The sequence below is a fragment of the Ensifer sp. 1H6 genome, assembly GCF_001976035.1.
Classification (GTDB): Bacteria; Pseudomonadota; Alphaproteobacteria; order Rhizobiales; family Rhizobiaceae; genus Ensifer; species Ensifer canadensis.
The window spans coordinates 125133-144014 of the sequence record NZ_MOAI01000004.1; the positions used below are offsets into that span (position 1 = coordinate 125133).

An 18882-nucleotide genomic window follows, 5' to 3' on the forward strand; every position below is an offset into this window, starting at 1 on the left:
ATCAGCCGTTCGCGCCCCGAAAGGCCGGCAGGATCTCGTCGATGCGATCGAAGAAACGATCCGGCCCGAGCGATTTCAGAAACGCGGGATCGGCGTAACCCCAGCCGACGGCGCCCGCCGCAATGCGTACTTTGCGGGCTGCCTCGATGTCGCGAGCCTCGTCGCCGATCGCAAGCATCCGCGAAGGATCGATACCAGCAAACTTGACGACCCTCTTGAAATGCTGCGCCTTGCCGAACAGCGTGGCGCCGCATTCGAACAGGTCGATAGCGCCAGCGGTCTCGCCTAGCGCCTTGCGAACGGCCGCTTCGCCATTCGAACTGACGACCGCGATGCCGATGCCAGCCGACTTCAGCGCCGTCAGCATGCCCGAAACGCCGGGGAAAAGCTGGATGGCCCGAGCCTGGGCGGCCATTTCCTGCCGCATGAAAGTGGCGATCTGCGGCAGTTTCCACATCGGTACGCCGAGATGCGCGATGATCTCGCGACTGCCCATGGCGCGCAGCCCCTTGAACTCCTCGACCGTGAGCTGGCGAAACCCGAAGCGCGCGGCAGCAAGGTTGCTCGCCGCCATGAACAGCTCCGCCGTATCGGCGAGTGTACCGTCGAAGTCGAAGATCGCGAACTCATACGCCATCGGTCACATCCCATCGGTGACGCCCAAAGAAAAACCCGTGCCCTTTAGGACACGGGTAGATCAAGACGTCTACAGCGCGGTGCGTCCGATTGGACGCGCAAGGGTCGCTGTAGCACTTTGAATTGCTGCATGTTTTTGTCCCTAAATCGGATGGGACTTAAGGAGACATGCAGTAGGCCTGAAAAAATCGGATCAGGCCGAAAGCTTCGCCATGACCTCATCGGACACTTCGAAGTTCGAATAGACGTTCTGCACGTCGTCGTCGTCTTCAAGAATGTCGATGAGCTTCATCAGCGACTGCGCCTTCTCCTCGTCAACAGGCACGGTGTTCTGGGCTTTCCAGATCGCATTGACGGTCTCGGCTTCGCCGAGCGTGTCTTCCAGAGCCTTGGAGACTTCGCCGATCGCTTCGAAACCGCAGATGATCGTGTGGCCGTCCTCGTCGGTGGTCACGTCGTCGGCACCGGCTTCGATCGCCGCTTCCATCACCTTGTCGGCGTCGCCGACCGAAAGCTTGTAGGTGATCTCGCCGACACGGTCGAAGGAGAAGGAAACCGAACCGGTTTCACCAAGCGCGCCACCCGCCTTGGTGAAGGTCGAGCGGACGTTGGAGGCGGTTCGGTTGCGGTTGTCGGTCAACGCCTCGACGATAACAGCGACGCCGCCCGGGCCATAACCTTCGTAACGGACTTCTTCGTAGTTCTCCGCGTCGCCGCCGGAGGCCTTCTTGATCGCCCGTTCGATGTTGTCCTTCGGCATCGATTGCGCCTTGGCGTTCTGGATCGCCAGACGCAGGCGCGCGTTCATCGACGGATCGGGCATGCCGGTCTTCGCCGCAACCGTGATTTCGCGCGCGAGCTTGGAAAACATTTTCGAGCGCACCGCATCCTGACGGCCCTTGCGGTGCATGATGTTCTTGAACTGTGAATGGCCAGCCATGGCACCCTCTGCATGCATGAATTTGAATGGAATGGGGCGCCTTATAGTTTTATTGCCGCTTTCCGTCCAGCAGGGGGCGTTTCTTTTCAGTTGGCGGAGATGCGCCCGCGACTGAGAACGAAGGCATGGCCGTCGTCGCGGCGGCAGGAAAGGCCCGTTCGTTCCGAGATGCAGGAAAAGGGCCCGCCCTGCCATGTCACCCCATATTCGAGGATCGGCCCGGCCGAACAGCAGCTCGGATCTCCGACCTCGCGATTGATCGTTGCCGCGCCGGCCCGTCCGAGCGTTGCCCTGACGTAACGCGGCGCGATGATATCGCAGGAAAGTTCCGGCCCGCCGTCGGCAGGCTGATAGGTCGGCGTGCCGCCCGCGGGCGTGTAGATGCAGCCGATATTGCCCGATGGCATCACGAACTCTTCCTGCTCGGCAACGGGCGCGACAGTCGCCTGGGGAACAGCTTGCGGGTGCTGGGTGTCGGGAGGCGGCATGCGCGGTGCAGGCGCGCCTCCGGCCAGAGCTGCCGTTGCCAAAACCATTGTTGAAAAGGACAGAAACGCAACGACGCCGGCTGCAAACATTCTCATTGGGCAATCCCGATCAGACTCCCTGGAGGATATAAATCAGCGGTTTGCTTGGCAAGGAACGCAGCGAGACTTTGACGCTCGCTCCAGTCGCGAAGCTCTTGTCGAAATCGTCGCCGAACATGTCGAGGAAGGCGTCGATCGGGGGACCGCGTCGATGCATCGGCAAGATCAGCGCCGCGCGCAGCCGCGAAACGACGCGACTCATGCTTTCGGCCCCCATCGTCAGCCCGCCATCGACCGGTACCATCAGCACGTCGAGCCTGCCGATCTGCCGGTAGTGGCTGTCATCGAGCTCGTGGTGCAGATGGCCGAGATGGCCAATGCACAGACCCGCCACCTCGAAGATGAAGATGGAATTGCCATCATGCTCCATCGTCATGGCGCCGGAGCGGATGTCCGTGGTGACATTGCGGATATAGGCATCGCCGACGACGAGGTCGTGTCGCGCCGGCTCGCCGTCTTCACCCCAACCATGCAGCACCGTGCGGATCGCCGGATCCGGCGTCAAAGTGTAGTGGCTGGAATGCGCCTTGTTCATCGTCACCACGGTCGGCGGCGCGACGGACGGAACCAGCCATTATAGTCCGTGGCGATCGAAACACCGCCCGGTGTCTCGATCAAAAAGGTCGAGTGGCCGAGATAGGTGATCGTCACTTCGCCAGCGACCATCTGCCCCTTCGTTGCGGCGGCCGGTGTGAAACTGGCGAAAGTGGCCTGCGGCAACGCCTCGGCGATCGCCTGGCATTGGCTCACTTGTGCGGGCGCTGCCTGTGCATGCGCGGCCGACGGCCAGAAGGCATGCAGAAGCCAGATCGCGGCAAAAGTGTAGGCAAGGTAGCGGAGCATCATCCATCACCTTTCACACCGCGCGCGCATGACCTGTGCTCAAGCACGTCAGACTTGGGTACAGGTCATGCGGCCGTTGACAGTATCGGCAGTGAACGCGTCAGTTCGAGAAACGCTGCCGTCACGGGCGAAAGGAGGATTGTTCAAGCGCGCCGTAACGTCCAGCGACAAAGCTCCATCAAGCACTCACGTTTGCGTCATTGTGCTGGCATTGCGAACAGCGGCGCGCGTCCTGTTCACAGCAAAACGCCCCGGCGCTGCCACCGGGGCGTTGGATCACAAGCAACAGCGCTCGTGTTACTCGGCCGGCGTCGCCATCGGCTCGCTCGCCGCAACCGGCTTGCGCCGGCGGAACGAGCGCAGCGTAACGTAGAAGACCGGCGTCAGGAACAGGCCAAGGAAGGTCACGCCGAGCATGCCGGAGAACACCGCCGTTCCGAGCGACTGGCGCATTTCGGCACCGGGTCCCGTGGCGATCATCAGCGGCACGACGCCGAGGATGAAGGCGAAGGCAGTCATCAGGATCGGCCGCAGACGCAACTGGCTGGCCTCGACCGCCGCTTCGATCGGTGTTTTCCCCTCATCCTCGCCCTGGCGGGCGAACTCGACAATCAGGATCGCGTTCTTCGCAGCAAGCCCGATCAGCACGATCAACCCGATCTGGGTCAGCACGTTGTTGTCGAGCCCCCGTAGGAAAACGCCGATGAGTGCCGAGAGCACACCGAGCGGCACGATCAGGATGATCGCCAGCGGCAGGACCCAGCTTTCATACTGCGCTGCCAGCGCCAGGAACACAAAGACGACCGACAGCGCGAAGATGAAGACCGCGGTGTTGCCCGTCTGGCGCTCCTGGAAGGCGAGTTCCGTCCACTCGAACGATGTGCCTTGTGGCAGCATCTGGGCCGCAAGCGCCTCCATCTTGTCGAGGCTCGTGCCGGTCGAGACACCCGGCGCCGGGTTGCCCTGCAACGGTACCGAGACATACATATTGTATCGCTGCACCAAGGCGGGACCCGCAGTGTCGCGAATCTCGACCAGTGTGCCCATGGGCACCAGTGCGCCGGTGGCAGAGCGGACCTTCAGCGCCAGGATGTCGTCGCGCTCCAGACGGTACTGCTGGTCGGCCTGTGCCCGCACCTGATAGACGCGGCCAAAGGCATTGAAGTCGTTGACATAGGATGTGCCGAGATTGATCGACAGTGCCTCGAAGATGTTCGGGATTGGCACGTTCAAGGTCCTCGCCTTGTCGCGATCGATCGCCAGGAAGTATTGCGGGCTCGACGCCGAGAACGTCGTGAAGACGCCGGTCAGCCCCTCGGTCTGGTTGGCAGCACCCATCATCTGGTAGGCCAGCCCCAGCACGCGGCGCATGTCGGCACTCTGCCGGTCGACAATCTGCATTTTGAAGCCGCCGGAGTTGCCGATGCCACGCACCGACGGCGGGGGAACGGCGATGATGAAGGCCTCCTGGATACTTTGCAGGCTGCCATAGAGTTGGCCGATGATCTGGTTGGCGCTCTCGCCGTGCTTGAGCCGCTCCTCGAAGCTCTCGAAGGACGCGAAGATGACACCGGCATTGGACGCATTGGTGAAGGTCGCGCCGTTGAAACCGGCGAAGGCGACGGCGTTTTTCACGCCGGGCACTTCCTGGATGATCTTCGAAGCGCGCTTGACCACCGCATCGGTCCGATCGAGCGACGCGCCGTCGGGAAGCTGGATGACGACGATGGCATAACCCTGGTCCATGGTCGGTACGAAGCCGCTCGGCACGATCTGCGCCATGTACCAGGTGGCGCCAAGCAGGCCGACGAAGACGATGAGCGCCGCAGCGAGCGCCGTTTTTGTCGAAATCAGCTTGCGCACGATCCAGGCGTAGCCTTCAGCCATGCGGTCGAAACCGTTGTTGAAGCCGTTTGCCAGCGACCGACCAAACCGGGTGAGCGGGTTGCCGCTTTCGTGGTGATTGTTCTCGTGCGGTTTCAACAGGATTGCCGCGAGCGCCGGCGACAGCGTCAGCGAATTGAAGGCGGAAATCACCGTCGCCACTGATATCGTGACGGCGAACTGCAGATAGAACTGGCCGGCAATACCGGGGATGAAGGCCGTCGGAATGAAGACGGCGGTCAGCACCAGCGAGATCGCGATGACCGCTGCCCCCACTTCGTCCATGGTCACGTGCGACGCCTCGCGCGGGGTCATGCCGCGCGCCAGGTTTCGTTCGACGTTCTCGACCACGACGATGGCATCGTCGACGACGATGCCGATCGCCAGCACCAGGCCGAACAATGTCAGCATATTGAGCGAGAAGCCGAAGGCGTAGAGGAAAGCGAAGGTGCCGACCAGCGACACCGGGATCGCCACGATCGGGATGATCGCTGTGCGCCAGGATTGCAGGAAGATGAGAACCACGAGCGCCACCAGAATGGCGGCTTCGCCGATCGTCTTGTAGACCTCGTTGATCGATTCGGAGATGAACTCGGTCGGGTTGTAGACGATCCGGTATTCGAGGCCCTCCGGAAAGTCCTTCGAAACGTCCGTCATCACCTTCTGGATCGCGTCGGCCGCGTCGAGCGCGTTGGTACCCGGCCGCGAGAAGATGCCGAGCGCCACGGCCGGGCTGCCGTCCAGATAGCTGTTGTTGACGTATTCGCGGGCGCCGAGTTCGATGCGCGCCACGTCCTGCAGCTGCACCAGCCGTCCGCTCTCCGTCGCCTTGACGATGACGTAGCGGAACTGGCGGGCATCGCTGAAGCGGCCGTCGGTGGTAACAGTATATTGGAACGCGCTGTCGCCCGGTGTCGGCGGCGCGCCGATCGAACCGCCCGAGACCTGCACGTTCTGCTCGCGCAACGCCTGCACGACGTCGCCTGCCGTCATTCCGTAGGCCGAGAGCTTTTCCGGATCGAGCCAGACGCGCAGCGCATATTCACGCTCGCCGAACAGGATGACGTCACCGACGCCGTCGAGACGGACCAGCAGGTCGCGGATGCGGGTGCGGGCATAGTTCGAGACGTAGAGCTGGTCGTAACGTTCGTTCGGCGACAGCAGATGCACGACCATCATCAGGTCGGGTGAACTTTTCGCCGTAGTGATGCCGATGCGCCGGACATCTTCGGGCAGGCGCGGTTCGGCGATGGACACGCGGTTCTGCACCAGAACCTGGGCCTGATCGAGGTCCGTTCCAAGCTTGAAGGTGATGGTCAGCGCCATCGAACCGTCGGCGGTCGAATAGGAGGACATGTAGAGCATGTTCTCGACGCCGTTGATTTCCTGTTCCAGCGGCGTCGCCACCGTGTTGGCGATGGTTTCGGCATCGGCGCCCGGATAGGCCGCGCGAACGACGATGGTCGGCGGTGCGATTTCCGGATACTGCGCCACAGGCAGCTGGAAGTAGGCGATGCTGCCGACGATCAGCAACACGATCGAAAGCACCGATGCGAAGATCGGCCGGTCTACGAAGAAATGGGCAAACCTCATTGAGCGCTCCCCGTCGCTTGAGCTTCAGGAGGCAGTTCAACGATCTCGGGCTTCACCTTCGTGCCCGGACGTGCCCGCATCAGGCCGTTGACCACGATGGTTTCGTCGCCGGTCATACCGCTGCGGATGACACGATAGCCATGAAGCTTCGGACCGAGCCGCACCGGCTTGGTCGCAACGGTGCCGTCTTCGCGCACCTCATAAACGATGCGTTCGTTCTGGTCGGCGCCGATCGCTTCATCGGGAATGAGCACAGCCTTGTAGGTGTTCGAGCCCTCGAGTTCGGCGCGACCGAAGAGACCCGGCTGTAGCACGTAGTTGGGATTGTCGAAGCGCGCACGCACCCGCATCGTGCCGCTTGCCTGGTCCAGCCGGTTCTCGGCGAAATCGAGCTTGCCCTTGAACGGCGCCTCGTTGGAATCAGCGATGGTGACCATGACATCGAGCGCGCCGCCGCCCTCCTGAAGTGCGCTGCCGCGTTCGCGAGCAACACGCGCATAGGAAAGCAGGCGACGCTCATCGACGTCGAAATAGAAGTCGATCGGATCGAGCGAAACGATCGTCGTCAGCACGGTCTGGTCCGCTTGAACGAGGTTGCCGGTCGAGATCAGGCGGCGATCGACGCGGCCGGTCAGCGGTGCGATGATCGTCGTATAGTCGAGATCGAGCTTGGCGCGCTCGGCCGCGGCTTCCGCTCCGCGCACGGCGGCTTGCGCCGAAAGCAATTCCCGGCGGTGGTCATCGAGCGTCGAGACGGAGAGCGTGCCGGTTCCAGTCAGGGATTCCGTGCGCTTGAACTGTGTCTCGGCAAAGGCGAGAGACGAACGCGTCGACTCGAGCGTCGCCTCCGCCTGCGACAGCGCGGTGCGATAGGGGCGTTGGTCAATGACGAAGAGCTTGTCGCCCTTCTTCACCAGGGCACCGTCGGTGAAGTTGACCTCGTCGAGATAGCCCCCGACGCGGGCGCGGACGGAAACTTCATCGACTGCCTCGAAGCGACCGATGAACTCGTCGCTGTCGATCACATCGCGAACGACCGGCTTGGCGGCAGTGACGGTGGGAAGCTGCGCATCCTGCGCGACGACGTTGGCTGCAGAGAAAAGGGAAATCGAAACGCCGAAAATCATCGGCAAATGCCATCTTGAATACATGCACGCTCTCCGAATGCACCGACAGCGCCGCGCGTCATAGATGAAGCGCAAAAGGACGCTGTCACGCTTGAAACTCGCCGCATAATTTGCTCCTCAAATCGACGCCGATCCAAGGAATTATGCAGTAAAATCGAGAACGCCCGGCACGGGACATTGGTCGTCCGAGTACCTGCGGCGACATTTCGAACCCGCAATCCTGTGCTGCGGATGGTACTCAGTATGGAAGACTTGCGAGCGTCAACCGTGTCCGAACGGCGCTGACGTGGCGTTACCCTGCCATCATTTCGCCGGCTTGTCACCTTGAAAAAAATCAATTCCGGGAAGGTGATACGTGTGCAAACCCGCGCCTTGGTCAGGCGCGGGCGAGACGATCAGGCGACCGAAAATCATCAATCTGAGGATGGCTCAGGCCCAGAAATCCGGGATCGTTTCGGTCAATCTCGGACCGAGGCGCAGCGGCGCGATCTTTTCGGCAAGGCCGGTGCGGTCGGAAATCTCAACGCCGAGGCCGCAGATGGTCGCCGGCCCCGATGCCGCCTCGAAACGCCCCTTCGGCATCTTCGAAATAAACCGGTTCAGCGGTTCTTCCTTGTCCATGCCGAGCGAGGAATCATAGTCGCCGCACATGCCGGCGTCACTCATATAGGCGGTGCCGCCGTTGAGGATCTGATGATCGGCCGTCGGTACATGGGTGTGGGTGCCGACGACGAGGCTTGCCCGTCCGTCGACGAAGTGGCCGAAACACTGCTTCTCGCTCGTCGCCTCGGCATGAAAGTCGAAGACGATGGCGTCCGCCTGCTCGCCGAGCGGGCAGGCATCGAGGATCGCTTCGGCCGATTTGAAGGGGTCGTCGAGTTCGGGGTGCATGAAGACGCGACCCATGACATTGGCAACCAGCACGCGTGCGCCGTTGCGGGCAAAGAACAGGTTCGATCCGCGCCCGGGCGTGCCCGCCGGATAGTTGGCCGGCCGTAAAAACTGGTCATGCCGCTCGCAGAAGACGACCGCCTCCTTCTGGTCCCAGACATGGTTGCCTGTGGTGACGACATCGGCACCGGCATTGATCGTCTCGAGAAAGATATCTTCGGTGATGCCGAAGCCGCCGGCGGCGTTCTCGCCGTTGACGATGACGAAGTCCAGCATGAGGTCACCGACCAGCCCCGGAAGACGCTCCCAGACCGCCGTGCGGCCCGTCTTGCCAACCATATCTCCCAGAAACAAAAGCCTCATGCCCGTTCAATCCCACCAGAGCAGTTCCAGGAGGTTTTGCGTCCGGAACTGCGTAAAACAACAAAGAGATAGAGCGTTTCCAGGAATCCGTAGATTGCCTGAAACCCTCTAGAAATGTCGAAATCCGCTCTCCGTGAGGACGGCGTCCAGCGCGACGTCGTGCGGTTCAGCGGGCACTGATGCCACTTCCTGGCAGTCAAATGCAATCCCGATCAGCTTCGGCAGATGCCCTTTGTTGCGCAGTTTGTCGATGGCGCGGTCGTAATATCCGGCGCCGTAGCCGATGCGATGACCGGTCGCATCGAAGGCCGACAGTGGCACGAGCATGATATCGGGGTCGAGTTCCGGCGCATCCGGGCCAGGCCCCGTCGTGCCGAAACCGGTCTCGATGACGGAAGCGCCATTGAGCAATTCGCGGAACACGATCGTCTTCTTGTCGATGATGACGGGCAGGCAGAGCCGCGCGCCGCGATCCCGAAGGCGCGCCATCAGCGGCCGGATGTCCATCTCGGAACGGATCGGCCAAAAGCCGGCAACGATATGGCCGCGATCGAGCGCAATGACGTCGCCAGCGTGATCGGCCATGGTCAGGCTTGCCTCGATGCGGCTCTCCGGCGCCATCGCGTCGCGAAGCGCCAGCTTCTCCTTGCGCAGAGCGGCCTTCAGATCCTTTGGTGACATCATTCCCCTCCGACAGACTGCGCGCAAATATTCGACCGCCCGCACATTCTTTTCCCAAAATGAAACAGAACGTCGTGGACCGATCGATTTCCCGCCTCCGCGCTTGCGATCTAACGCATTGCAGCCTTTAGCTCGAACCACGTCACCGCCGGTTTTGCAACAGTTTGCGACAGTCGAACAGCGCATTCCCGCAACGGCACAGAGTTAGCGTTCCGTTCATCATGGACAACGGTTCCGCTTTCGCATGAGTGGGGCCGCGTGCAAATACAGTCGTGATTTCAAATAATTAGCAGGAACTAATGCCCGCGTTCGATGTATGGACGCGCTCCTGCAGGCAGCAGTGGAAAAGCCGACGTCCATGAAGGACCAGATGAACGAACTCGATCCGTTGGAATTGCGTTGCCTGACGCTGGCCGCCCGCGGCCGCACCCGTCAGGACATGATGCGCGAGACCGACATTCCCCTCGACCGCATCGACAGGGCCTTGCAGGACGCCATGCGCAAGCTGCAGGCGGGCAATCTTGCAGAAGCGATTTTCCGCGCCGCCCGTCTCGATATTATTTCATAACATCCAGAGCGACCGATAGACCGCATCCCTGCCCAAACCCTCCCGCCAGCGGTCGTCGAACCGCAGCTCACGGCGCCCTGCATCGTGCAGCAGATGCGGCTTGTCGCGTGGGATCGCAGGCGGCGGCTCCACGGAAGCGGCTATTAGCATCCAGCGACTTGATGACACGAGCCGGGCACGGATGGTGGTGTGAAGATCGGAGAAGAAGACAAGAGCAAGAACGCTCATCGGGACAGCCTTGATGTCTATAGGACCGGCTAATTGTCCTCGCCTCGTTGACATCTGACAAACGAATTGCAAGCATGACTACCATCAGAAACTCTGATGGTAGAGACAATGTCCGTCCCCCTCGACAGCGATCTGCTCAGAACCTTTCTCGCCGTTGCCGACGCCGGCAATCTGACACGCGCCGCCGACAGCATCGGCCGCACACAGTCCGCCGTCAGCATGCAACTCAAGAAACTCGAGGACATGCTCGGCGACCCGCTGTTCGAGCGTCATTCGCGCGGCGTGGTGCCGACGGCGCAGGGCTTGCGTCTCGTCGACAACGCCCGGCGGATCGTGGCTCTGCTCGACGATACCGCGGCATCGATGCGCCTGCCGGCGCTCGATGGAACGGTCAGGATCGGCATCTCCGAGGAATACATCAACTCCACGCTTCCGAAAGCTTTGGGCGCCTTTGCTGCCGTTCATCCCGGCGTGGAAGTGACGGTGCAGCAGGGTGTGTCGATGTCGAACGTCAACGCCCTTGCTGCCGGCGAAATCGACATCGCCGTGGTTTTCGAGCCTGGCGGACCGACGAAAAACGAAGTCCTCATGATCGACCCCACAGTCTGGGTGACCTCGGACCAGCACGCGGCCCATGAACGCCGGCCCCTGCCGATCGCCACCTATACCTATCTGGCAGGAGGGTGGTGCGATGACCTTGCGATGAAGAGCCTGAGGAAGCGTGGGCTCGAAAGCCGCGTCGCCTATGCGAGCCGGACCAGCAACGGCCTGATCGCCGCCGTGATCTCGGGGCTTGCCATTGCGCCCTTGTCGCGCAGCGCCATACCGGTCGGTTGCCGCGAACTGACCGAAGAAGACGGCTTCAGCGTCATCGATTTTTCCAACGTCGTGCTGCGCACCCGACCCGGCAAGCGCTCGCAGACCGTCGACGCGATGGCCGACGCCATCCGCAGCGCTTTTGCCGCCGGTTAAGACTGATGGAGAAGAGGGAAGAGGTGCGATCCACCCAACCGATGGATATTTTACGATCCCGGGTGCCTACAAAGTAGGTGGGCGCCATATGTCCGAGCCCACAAGCCCGGCCAGGGACAGCTCCCTTGAGATCGAGTAAGGCCCCGGGGATTGTGGATCCTGTCGGGAAGCGCAGACCGCATCCGACATATAGAGCCTATCCCTGCTTCGCGCCAGTGGCAGCCCGACGAAAGAGCTCAGTTTGTCGAAGACGTTGCCCGGCCATTGAGCTTGGCGGCAATGGTGTGGATTTGCGAGGTGACTTCGCTCAGCGCCGAGGCCAGGAGCTCCTCGCTTCTTGCCTGGTCGGTGAGGGTACTGTCGCGCCCCCGCTTGAGGGTGTCGACTTCCGCTTCGAGCGCCTTCAGCCGGCGGTTCACTTCGCTGAGTTCGTCCATGACCATGATGCCGGCCATGACCGTCAGCCTGAGGTCGCCGATCTCGCCGAACTGCGTCTTCAAATGACCGACATACTGATCGAAGTTGGTGGCCAGTTCGATCAGATGATCTTCCTGTCCCTCTTCGCAGGCCATGCGATAGGCCTTGCCGTCGATCGATACTGTCACCTGCGCCATGTCGCTTAAACCTCAGCGGTCGAGCACCGCTCGAATGGTTTCCATCGCCGTCACGAGGCGTCGGGAAACCTCGCGGTTGACCTCTTCAAGTCGGTTTGCCCGGAATTGGGATTGGTCGAGTTCCTGTGCCAGTCGCGACCGGTCCGAATTGACCCGCCGGACCTCGCCCTCGAACTCGCCGAGATCGCGTTCCCTGTCAAAACGGCTGTCGATCGCGTTTTCCAGGGACTGAACCGCGTTCTTCAGTTCGTCGATCGCCGCTTTGACCGTCTTTGCCGGCATGTTTTTCGATACCTCGCATGTGAGGCCGAATCGCCAGCATCCCGTCCGCCGCTTCGGCTCACTCCTTTTTAAACCTATTACGCAAATCTCAACAATGCCAACTGTAGCAAAGCATTACGGAAGCTGTGGATGGTTTGTATAGCCGGCTCATCCGGCCGCAGCGCAAAAACTCTGCTGCGACGCGATATCACCCCTTGAAAACCATGCTGCCAATGGCCGCAAAAGGCCTGTATTTGTTGACTCGCGCGGCGCAGATGCTATTTGTCTGCCGCTTCTTGCACGGTCTTTGGAGGATAGAGACCGTCCCCTGACCACCGAACTCAAAACGGAACAGTCATGATCTCTCGCGAAAAACACGACCGGATGGCGAATGCGATCCGTTTCCTCTCCATGGACGCCGTCGAGAAGGCAAATTCAGGTCACCCCGGCCTGCCCATGGGTGCGGCTGACATAGCGACAGTCCTCTTCACGCGCTTCCTCAGCTTCGATCCCAAAAACCCCTCCTGGCCGAACCGCGACCGCTTCGTGCTGTCGGCCGGTCACGGCTCGATGCTGCTTTATTCGCTGCTCTATTTGACGGGCTACGAAGACATCTCCATCGAAGAGATCAAGAATTTCCGCCAACTCGGCGCCCGCACCGCCGGTCACCCGGAATATGGCCACGCCGCCGGCATCGAGACGACCACCGGTCCGCTCGGCCAGGGCATTGCCAATGCCGTCGGCATGGCGATCGCCGAGCGCAAGCTGCGCGACGAGTTCGGCGCCGACCTGATGGAGCACTACACCTATGCGCTCGCGGGCGACGGCTGCCTCATGGAAGGCATCAGCCAGGAAGCGATTTCGCTTGCCGGCCACCTCAAGCTCAACAAGCTGATCGTCTTCTGGGACGACAACAACATTTCGATCGACGGCCCGATCTCGATCGCCGACTCGACCGACCAGCACGCCCGCTTCCGCGCCTCGAACTGGAACACCATCGCCGTCGACGGCCATGATCCGGAAGCCATTGCCGCTGCGATCGAACAGGCGCAGAAGTCCGACAAGCCGACCATGATCGCGTGCAAGACGACGATCGGTTTCGGCGCGCCGAACAAGGCCGGCACCCACAAGGTTCACGGCTCGCCGCTCGGCGCCGAGGAGATCGCCGCCACCCGCAAGGCGCTGAACTGGGAATCCGAAGCCTTCGTCGTTCCGTCCGACGTGCTCGACGCCTGGCGCCTGGCCGGCCTGCGTTCGACCAAGACCCGCAAGGACTGGGAAGAGCGCCTCGACAAGAGCGACGCCGAGAAGAAGGCACAGTTCGTTCGCCGCTTCTCCGGCGAACTCGAAGGCCGCCTGTCGTCGGCCATCGACGACTACAAGCGCAAGCTGGCCGAGACCAAGCCGTCGCCGGCAACCCGCAAGGCTTCCGAAGACGCGCTCGAAGTCATCAACGGCGTCCTGGCCGAAACGATCGGCGGCTCGGCCGACCTGACCGGCTCCAACAACACCAAGACCAGCCAGACCAAGTCGATCACCCCGGACGATTTCTCCGGCCGCTACATCCACTACGGCGTGCGCGAGCATGGCATGGCGGCTGCGATGAACGGCATGGCGCTGCATGGCGGCGTCATCCCCTACTCCGGCGGCTTCCTGATCTTCTCGGACTACTGCCGTCCGTCGATCCGCCTCGCCGCTCTGATGGGCATCCGCGTCATCCACGTGCTGACGCATGATTCCATCGGCCTTGGCGAAGACGGCCCGACGCATCAGCCGGTCGAGCACATGGCGGCGCTGCGCGCCATCCCGAACCTCCTGATGTTCCGCCCGGCCGACGCCACGGAGACGGCCGAGTGCTGGCAGCTGGCGCTTGAAAGCCACAACCGCCCGTCCGGCATCGCGCTGACCCGCCAGAACCTGATGGCCGTGCGCACCGAGTATGAGGAAGAAAACCTCTGCGCTCGCGGCGCCTACGACCTGATCTCGGCAAGCGACGCCAAGGTGACGATCTTCGCCACCGGCTCGGAAGTCGAAATCGCCGTCAAGGCCTGCCAGGCGCTGACCGCCAAGGGCATCTCGACCCGCGTCGTCTCGGTCCCCTGCTTCGAACTCTTTGCCGAGCAGAGCGAAGACTACCAGCAGGCGATCATCGGCAACTCGCCGGTCAAGATCGCCGTCGAAGCCGGCATCCGCCAGGGTTGGGATCATTTCATCGGCAGCGACGGTGCCTTCATCGGCATGTCGTCCTTCGGTGCTTCCGGTCCCTACAAGGAACTCTACAAGCACTTCGGCATCACGCCTGAGGCGGTCGTCGCCGCTGCGGAAGCCAAGCTTTCCTGATCAAGCCGCGGGGCGCGCGTGAAAGCGCGCCCCGCTTTTTTCCGACCATGCCATTCAGACAGGGAGAGACCCGATATGACAGTGAAAGTCGCCATTAACGGTTTTGGCCGCATCGGCCGCAACGTGCTGCGCGCCATCGTTGAATCCGGCCGCAAGGATATTGAAGTCGTTGCCATCAACGACCTCGGCCCGGTCGAGACCAACGCACACCTGCTGCGTTTCGATTCCATCCACGGCCGTTTCCCGGCTGATGTGAAGGTCGAAGGCGATGCGATCATCATCAACGGCGGCAAGCCGATCAAGGTCACCGCGATCCGCAACCCGGCCGAACTGCCGCACAAGGAACTCGGCGTCGACGTCGCGATGGAATGCACCGGCATCTTCACCGCCCGCGACAAGGCAGCCGCACACCTGGAAGCCGGCGCCAAGCGCGTCATCGTTTCGGCTCCGGCCGAGGGCGCCGATCTCACCGTCGTTTACGGCGTCAACCACGACAAGCTGACGAAGGATCACCTCGTCATCTCCAACGCATCGTGCACGACCAACTGCCTTGCACCGGTCGCCAAGGTCCTGAACGACGTCATCGGCATCGACCACGGCATGATGACGACGATCCACTCCTACACCAACGACCAGCCGTCGCTCGACCAGATGCACAAGGATCTGTACCGCGCTCGCGCTGCAGCCCTGTCGATGATCCCGACCTCGACCGGTGCTGCCAAGGCCGTTGGCCTCGTTCTGCCGGAACTGAAGGGCAAGCTCGACGGCTTCGCCATGCGCGTTCCGACCCCGAACGTCTCGGTCGTCGACCTCAAGTTCGTCGCCAAGCGCGAAACCACCAAGGAAGAGATCAACGCTGCGATCAAGGCAGCTGCTGACGGCCCGCTCAAGGGCATCCTCGGCTACACGCTCGCTCCGAACGTCTCGATCGACTTTAACCACGACCCGCATTCCTCGGTCTTCCACATGGACCAGACCAAGGTGATGGAAGGCAGGTTCGTGTCGATCCTGACCTGGTACGACAACGAGTGGGGCTTCTCCAACCGCATGTCCGACACTGCGGTTGCGCTCAGCAAGCTCATCTAACTCCGATGTTTCGCGCCCTTTCCCAAACGACGGTCCGCTGGCGTCCGCTGGAGGGGGAAGGGCTCGAACATCTGACGCTGACGCAAACCGACACAACCAACGGCGCGGTCATCCGCGCCGTTGGCGTTCTGATCGGCAACCGCGGCGGCACGCCCTACGGTGTGCGCTACGGGATCGATTGCGATGCCGGATGGCTGGTTCGAAAGCTCATGGTCGATACGACCGATGGCCGGAGCCTTCATCCGCGCTCGGATGCTCCGGGCCAATGGGCGACGTCGGGAGGCACGGCGCTGCCCGAATTCGACGGCTGCGTCGACATCGACCTCGCCGGAACGCCCTTTACCAACACGCTGCCGATCCGCCGCCTCGGCCTTGATTGCAAGGCCGGCAAGGCGCGGCTGAAAATGCTGTACGTGCCGTTCGACACCTTTGAACCGGTGGTCGACCGCCAGCACTATACCTGCCTCGATGATGGCAGGCTCTATCGCTACGAGGCCGAGGACCGCAGCTTTGCCGCAGACCTGCCCGTGGACGAGGACGGCCTCGTCATCGACTACCCCACCCTTTTCCAGAGACTATCACCGGAGACGATCTGATGACTTTCAAGACCCTCGACGACCTGACCGACATTGCCGGCAAGCGCGTGCTTGTGCGTGTCGACCTCAACGTGCCGGTCAAGGACGGCGTGGTCACCGACGCAACCCGCATCGAACGCGTCGCGCCGACTATCCGCGAACTGTCGGAAAAGGGCGCCAAGGTCATTCTGCTGGCGCATTTCGGCCGCCCGAAGGGTGAGCCGGTCGCCGAAATGTCGCTGAAGACCATTGCGCCGGCAGTGGAAGACATCCTCGACCAGCGCGTTCACTTTGCCGCCGACTGCATCGGCGACAAGGCTGCAAATGCCATCGCCGAGATGAATGACGGCGACGTGCTGCTGGTCGAAAACACCCGCTTCCACAAGGGTGAAGAGAAGAACGAGCCGGACTTCGTCAAGGCACTTGCCGCCAACGGCGACATCTATGTCAACGATGCCTTTTCGGCCGCGCACCGCGCCCACGCCTCGACCGAGGGCCTTGCCCACCACCTGCCGGCCTATGCCGGCCGCACCATGCAGGCCGAGCTCGAGGCACTTGAAAAGGGTCTCGGCCAGCCGAAGCGCCCGGTCGTTGCCATCGTCGGCGGCGCCAAGGTCTCGACCAAGATCGATCTGCTGCAGAACCTCGTGAAGAAGGTCGACGCCCTCGTCATCGGTGGCGGCATGGCCAATACCTTCATCGCCGCAAAGGGCGCCAATGTCGGCAAGTCGCTCTGCGAGCACGATCTCGCCGATACCGCCAAGGCGATCATCACTGCAGCGGCTGAAGCCGGTTGCGCCATCGTCCTGCCGGAAGACGGCGTCGTCGCCCGCGAATTCAAGGCCGGCGCCGACAATGAAGTGGTGGAGATCAACGCCATTCCGGCGGATGCGATGATGCTGGACGTCGGTCCGAAGTCGATCGCTGCGGTCAACGACTGGATCTCCAAGGCCGAGACGCTGGTCTGGAACGGTCCGCTCGGCGCCTTCGAAATCGCCCCCTTCGACAAGGCGACGGTCGCCGTTGCCAAGCATGCGGCTGCCCGCACCCGCCAGGGATCGCTCGTGTCGGTCGCCGGCGGCGGCGATACGGTTGCAGCCCTCAACCACGCCGAAGTCACGGACGATTTCAGCTATGTCTCGACCGCCGGCGGCGCCTTCCTCGAGTGGATGGAAGGCAAGCCGCTGCCGGGCGTCGACATCCTCAAGCAGCAGAAATAAGTCAGGCGCTCAGGCGCGCGGCTTACCCGCGCGCCTGAGACGCAGAAAAAACCAAGATAATTCAAACGATTAAAATTATTTAAATCGTTTCAGTCGCTTTTCCTGCCTTTTTCCCGGACAATTTCCCCTGTTACTCACGCCCTGTTTGGGGGCGTGGCGGTCACGTGCGCACCGACGGCCCCGAAACGGTTTCAGTGGTTGCCTGATCCTTGCTGATCGGCGCTGAGCGGGATGAGGAAAACGCCTGCTTTTTCCGTCCGTATCCCGCTCTACTTATTGGGAACGATCACGGTTATGATTTGGCCCGGCCCGGCCCAAATCATCGTGACCTAGGGAGAAAAACATGAGCGAAAGACTGGAAGACATCGCAGTTGCCATGGTCGCAAACGGCCGGGGTCTGCTTGCCGCCGACGAGTCCACGGCGACGATCAAGAAGCGCTTCGACGGCATCGGTCTGGAATCGACCGAGACATCGCGGCGCGACTATCGCGAAATGCTCGTTCGCGCCGACGAGGCGATGCGCAAGTACATTTCCGGCGTCATTCTCTACGAAGAGACCCTGTTCCAGGAGGCGGCCGACGGCACGCCGCTGGTGGACGTCATCCGCGCCGCCGGCTCGATCCCGGGCATCAAGGTCGATGCCGGGGCCAAACCGATGACCAATTTTCCGGCGGAGACCATCACCGAAGGTCTCGACGGGCTCGCACAACGCCTGACGAAATATTACGAGGCCGGTGCCCGCTTTGCCAAATGGCGTGGCGTGATTGCCATTTCGGACAACCTGCCGAGCCCAGGTGCCGTCAGGGCGAACGCACATGCGCTCGCGCGCTACGCCGCCCTTTGCCAGGAAGCCGGCATCGTTCCGATCGTCGAGCCGGAGGTGCTGATGGATGGCGCGCCGGGCGATCACTCGATCGACCGGTCGCAGGAGGTCACCGAATGGACGCTGCGCGTCACTTTCGAGGCGCTCGCCGAGATGCGTGTAAAGCTCGAAAGCATGATCCTGAAGCCGAGCATGGTCATCGATGGCAAGAAGGCGCGCAAGGCGTCCGTCGCCGAAGTCGCCGAACGCACGATCAAGGTGCTGCGACGCACGGTGCCATCAGCCGTTCCCGGCATCGCCTTCCTTTCCGGTGGCCAGACGACCGAGGAGGCGACGGCCCATCTCTCGGCCATGAATGCGACCCACAATCTGCCCTGGAAGCTCACCTTCTCCTACGGCCGCGCCCTGCAGCAGGAAGCGCTGTCCGCCTGGAACGGCAAGGCGGAGAATGTCGCCGCCGGCCAGCGGGCCTTCTCGCACCGCGCCGAAATGTGCAGCCTGGCCGCCAAAGGCAGCTGGAAGAAGGACCTGGAGAAGGCCGCCTGAGCGGCGCTGTCAGCCAAGTCGAAGACAACGCAAGGGGCCATTTATTGGCACCTTTTCGTGCGGCGCCCGTATGGTTTGCCGCTCGCCGTAGAGCGTAAATGCCG

At 62.0% G+C, this 18882-nt stretch carries 17 protein-coding genes, 1 other RNA gene and 1 pseudogene; 7 read left to right on the top strand and 12 right to left on the bottom strand.

The features are described from left to right. Position 1 precedes the first annotated feature (1 nt). The 8 genes and pseudogenes from BKP54_RS06560 to BKP54_RS06595 form a co-directional block, all read right to left on the bottom strand. Complete coding sequence (locus tag BKP54_RS06560) at positions 2–637, bottom strand: HAD hydrolase-like protein (protein ID WP_025424745.1); 636 nt, start codon at positions 635–637, stop codon at positions 2–4. 192 nt (positions 638–829) lie between these two features. Then, the gene (locus tag BKP54_RS06565; protein ID WP_025424746.1) at positions 830–1576 is read right to left on the bottom strand and encodes a YebC/PmpR family DNA-binding transcriptional regulator; all 747 of its coding nucleotides are present in this window, start codon (positions 1574–1576) and stop codon (positions 830–832) included. A gap of 86 nt (positions 1577–1662) precedes the next feature. Next, positions 1663–2160 carry a DUF6636 domain-containing protein gene (locus BKP54_RS06570; protein WP_128090376.1) on the bottom strand — a complete coding sequence of 166 codons (498 nt, stop codon included), beginning with the start codon at positions 2158–2160 and terminating at the stop codon, positions 1663–1665. Between the two features lie 13 nt (positions 2161–2173). Then, positions 2174–3009 (bottom strand): annotated as a pseudogene (locus tag BKP54_RS06575) (MBL fold metallo-hydrolase). 294 nt (positions 3010–3303) lie between these two features. Continuing rightward, on the bottom strand, positions 3304–6483 hold the full coding sequence (locus BKP54_RS06580) for a multidrug efflux RND transporter permease subunit (protein ID WP_025424749.1): 3180 nt from the start codon (positions 6481–6483) through the stop codon (positions 3304–3306). Continuing rightward, entirely contained in the window at positions 6480–7634 is a 1155-nt protein-coding gene (locus tag BKP54_RS06585) for an efflux RND transporter periplasmic adaptor subunit (protein WP_025424750.1), read from the bottom strand. Before BKP54_RS06585 ends, BKP54_RS06580 begins: the two co-directional genes overlap by 4 nt. Before the next feature lie 405 nt (positions 7635–8039). Next, positions 8040–8864 (bottom strand): YmdB family metallophosphoesterase, encoded by an 825-nt coding sequence (locus tag BKP54_RS06590; protein WP_025424751.1) that lies wholly within the window; start codon positions 8862–8864, stop codon positions 8040–8042. Between the two features lie 108 nt (positions 8865–8972). Continuing rightward, positions 8973–9545: a 5-formyltetrahydrofolate cyclo-ligase gene (locus BKP54_RS06595; protein ID WP_025424752.1), complete on the bottom strand. Its 573-nt coding sequence runs from the start codon at positions 9543–9545 to the stop codon at positions 8973–8975. 370 nt (positions 9546–9915) lie between these two features. On the opposite strand from BKP54_RS06595, the gene BKP54_RS06600 reads away from it, so the two are divergent. Continuing rightward, positions 9916–10113, top strand: a complete 198-nt coding sequence (locus BKP54_RS06600) for a transcriptional regulator (RefSeq protein ID WP_225906339.1) — start codon at positions 9916–9918, stop codon at positions 10111–10113. On the opposite strand, the gene BKP54_RS06605 is transcribed toward BKP54_RS06600, so the two are convergent. Beyond that, positions 10108–10341, bottom strand: coding sequence for a hypothetical protein (locus tag BKP54_RS06605; RefSeq protein ID WP_057221569.1), 234 nt, complete (start codon positions 10339–10341; stop codon positions 10108–10110). The two genes, BKP54_RS06600 and BKP54_RS06605, sit on opposite strands and share 6 nt — an antisense overlap. A gap of 96 nt (positions 10342–10437) precedes the next feature. Here BKP54_RS06605 and BKP54_RS06610 point away from each other — a divergent pair, with 96 nt between their 5' ends. Beyond that, the gene (locus BKP54_RS06610; RefSeq protein ID WP_081788818.1) at positions 10438–11313 is read left to right on the top strand and encodes a LysR family transcriptional regulator; all 876 of its coding nucleotides are present in this window, start codon (positions 10438–10440) and stop codon (positions 11311–11313) included. A 23-nt stretch (positions 11314–11336) separates the two neighbouring features. Here the strand turns inward: BKP54_RS06610 and ssrS are convergent. The 3 genes from ssrS to BKP54_RS06625 all read right to left on the bottom strand — a co-directional run bounded on the left by ssrS (position 11337) and on the right by BKP54_RS06625 (position 12209). Continuing rightward, positions 11337–11494: non-coding RNA, 6S RNA (gene ssrS / locus BKP54_RS06615), on the bottom strand. A gap of 55 nt (positions 11495–11549) precedes the next feature. Continuing rightward, positions 11550–11927 carry a cell division protein ZapA gene (locus tag BKP54_RS06620; RefSeq protein ID WP_025424755.1) on the bottom strand — a complete coding sequence of 126 codons (378 nt, stop codon included), beginning with the start codon at positions 11925–11927 and terminating at the stop codon, positions 11550–11552. A 12-nt stretch (positions 11928–11939) separates the two neighbouring features. Then, on the bottom strand, positions 11940–12209 hold the full coding sequence (locus BKP54_RS06625) for a DUF4164 domain-containing protein (RefSeq protein ID WP_025424756.1): 270 nt from the start codon (positions 12207–12209) through the stop codon (positions 11940–11942). 336 nt (positions 12210–12545) lie between these two features. Here BKP54_RS06625 and tkt point away from each other — a divergent pair, with 336 nt between their 5' ends. The 5 genes from tkt to BKP54_RS06650 all read left to right on the top strand — a co-directional run bounded on the left by tkt (position 12546) and on the right by BKP54_RS06650 (position 18778). Next, positions 12546–14528, top strand: a complete 1983-nt coding sequence (gene tkt, locus BKP54_RS06630; RefSeq protein WP_025424757.1) for a transketolase — start codon at positions 12546–12548, stop codon at positions 14526–14528. 75 nt (positions 14529–14603) lie between these two features. After that, positions 14604–15614 carry a type I glyceraldehyde-3-phosphate dehydrogenase gene (gene gap, locus BKP54_RS06635; RefSeq protein ID WP_025424758.1) on the top strand — a complete coding sequence of 337 codons (1011 nt, stop codon included), beginning with the start codon at positions 14604–14606 and terminating at the stop codon, positions 15612–15614. A gap of 5 nt (positions 15615–15619) precedes the next feature. Continuing rightward, the gene (locus tag BKP54_RS06640; protein WP_025424759.1) at positions 15620–16210 is read left to right on the top strand and encodes a putative glycolipid-binding domain-containing protein; all 591 of its coding nucleotides are present in this window, start codon (positions 15620–15622) and stop codon (positions 16208–16210) included. Continuing rightward, positions 16210–17409 carry a phosphoglycerate kinase gene (locus BKP54_RS06645; protein WP_057226567.1) on the top strand — a complete coding sequence of 400 codons (1200 nt, stop codon included), beginning with the start codon at positions 16210–16212 and terminating at the stop codon, positions 17407–17409. The genes BKP54_RS06640 and BKP54_RS06645 overlap by 1 nt, the downstream gene beginning before the upstream one ends. A gap of 343 nt (positions 17410–17752) precedes the next feature. Then, on the top strand, positions 17753–18778 hold the full coding sequence (locus BKP54_RS06650) for a class I fructose-bisphosphate aldolase (protein WP_084814318.1): 1026 nt from the start codon (positions 17753–17755) through the stop codon (positions 18776–18778). The last annotated feature ends 104 nt before the right edge of the window (positions 18779–18882 follow it).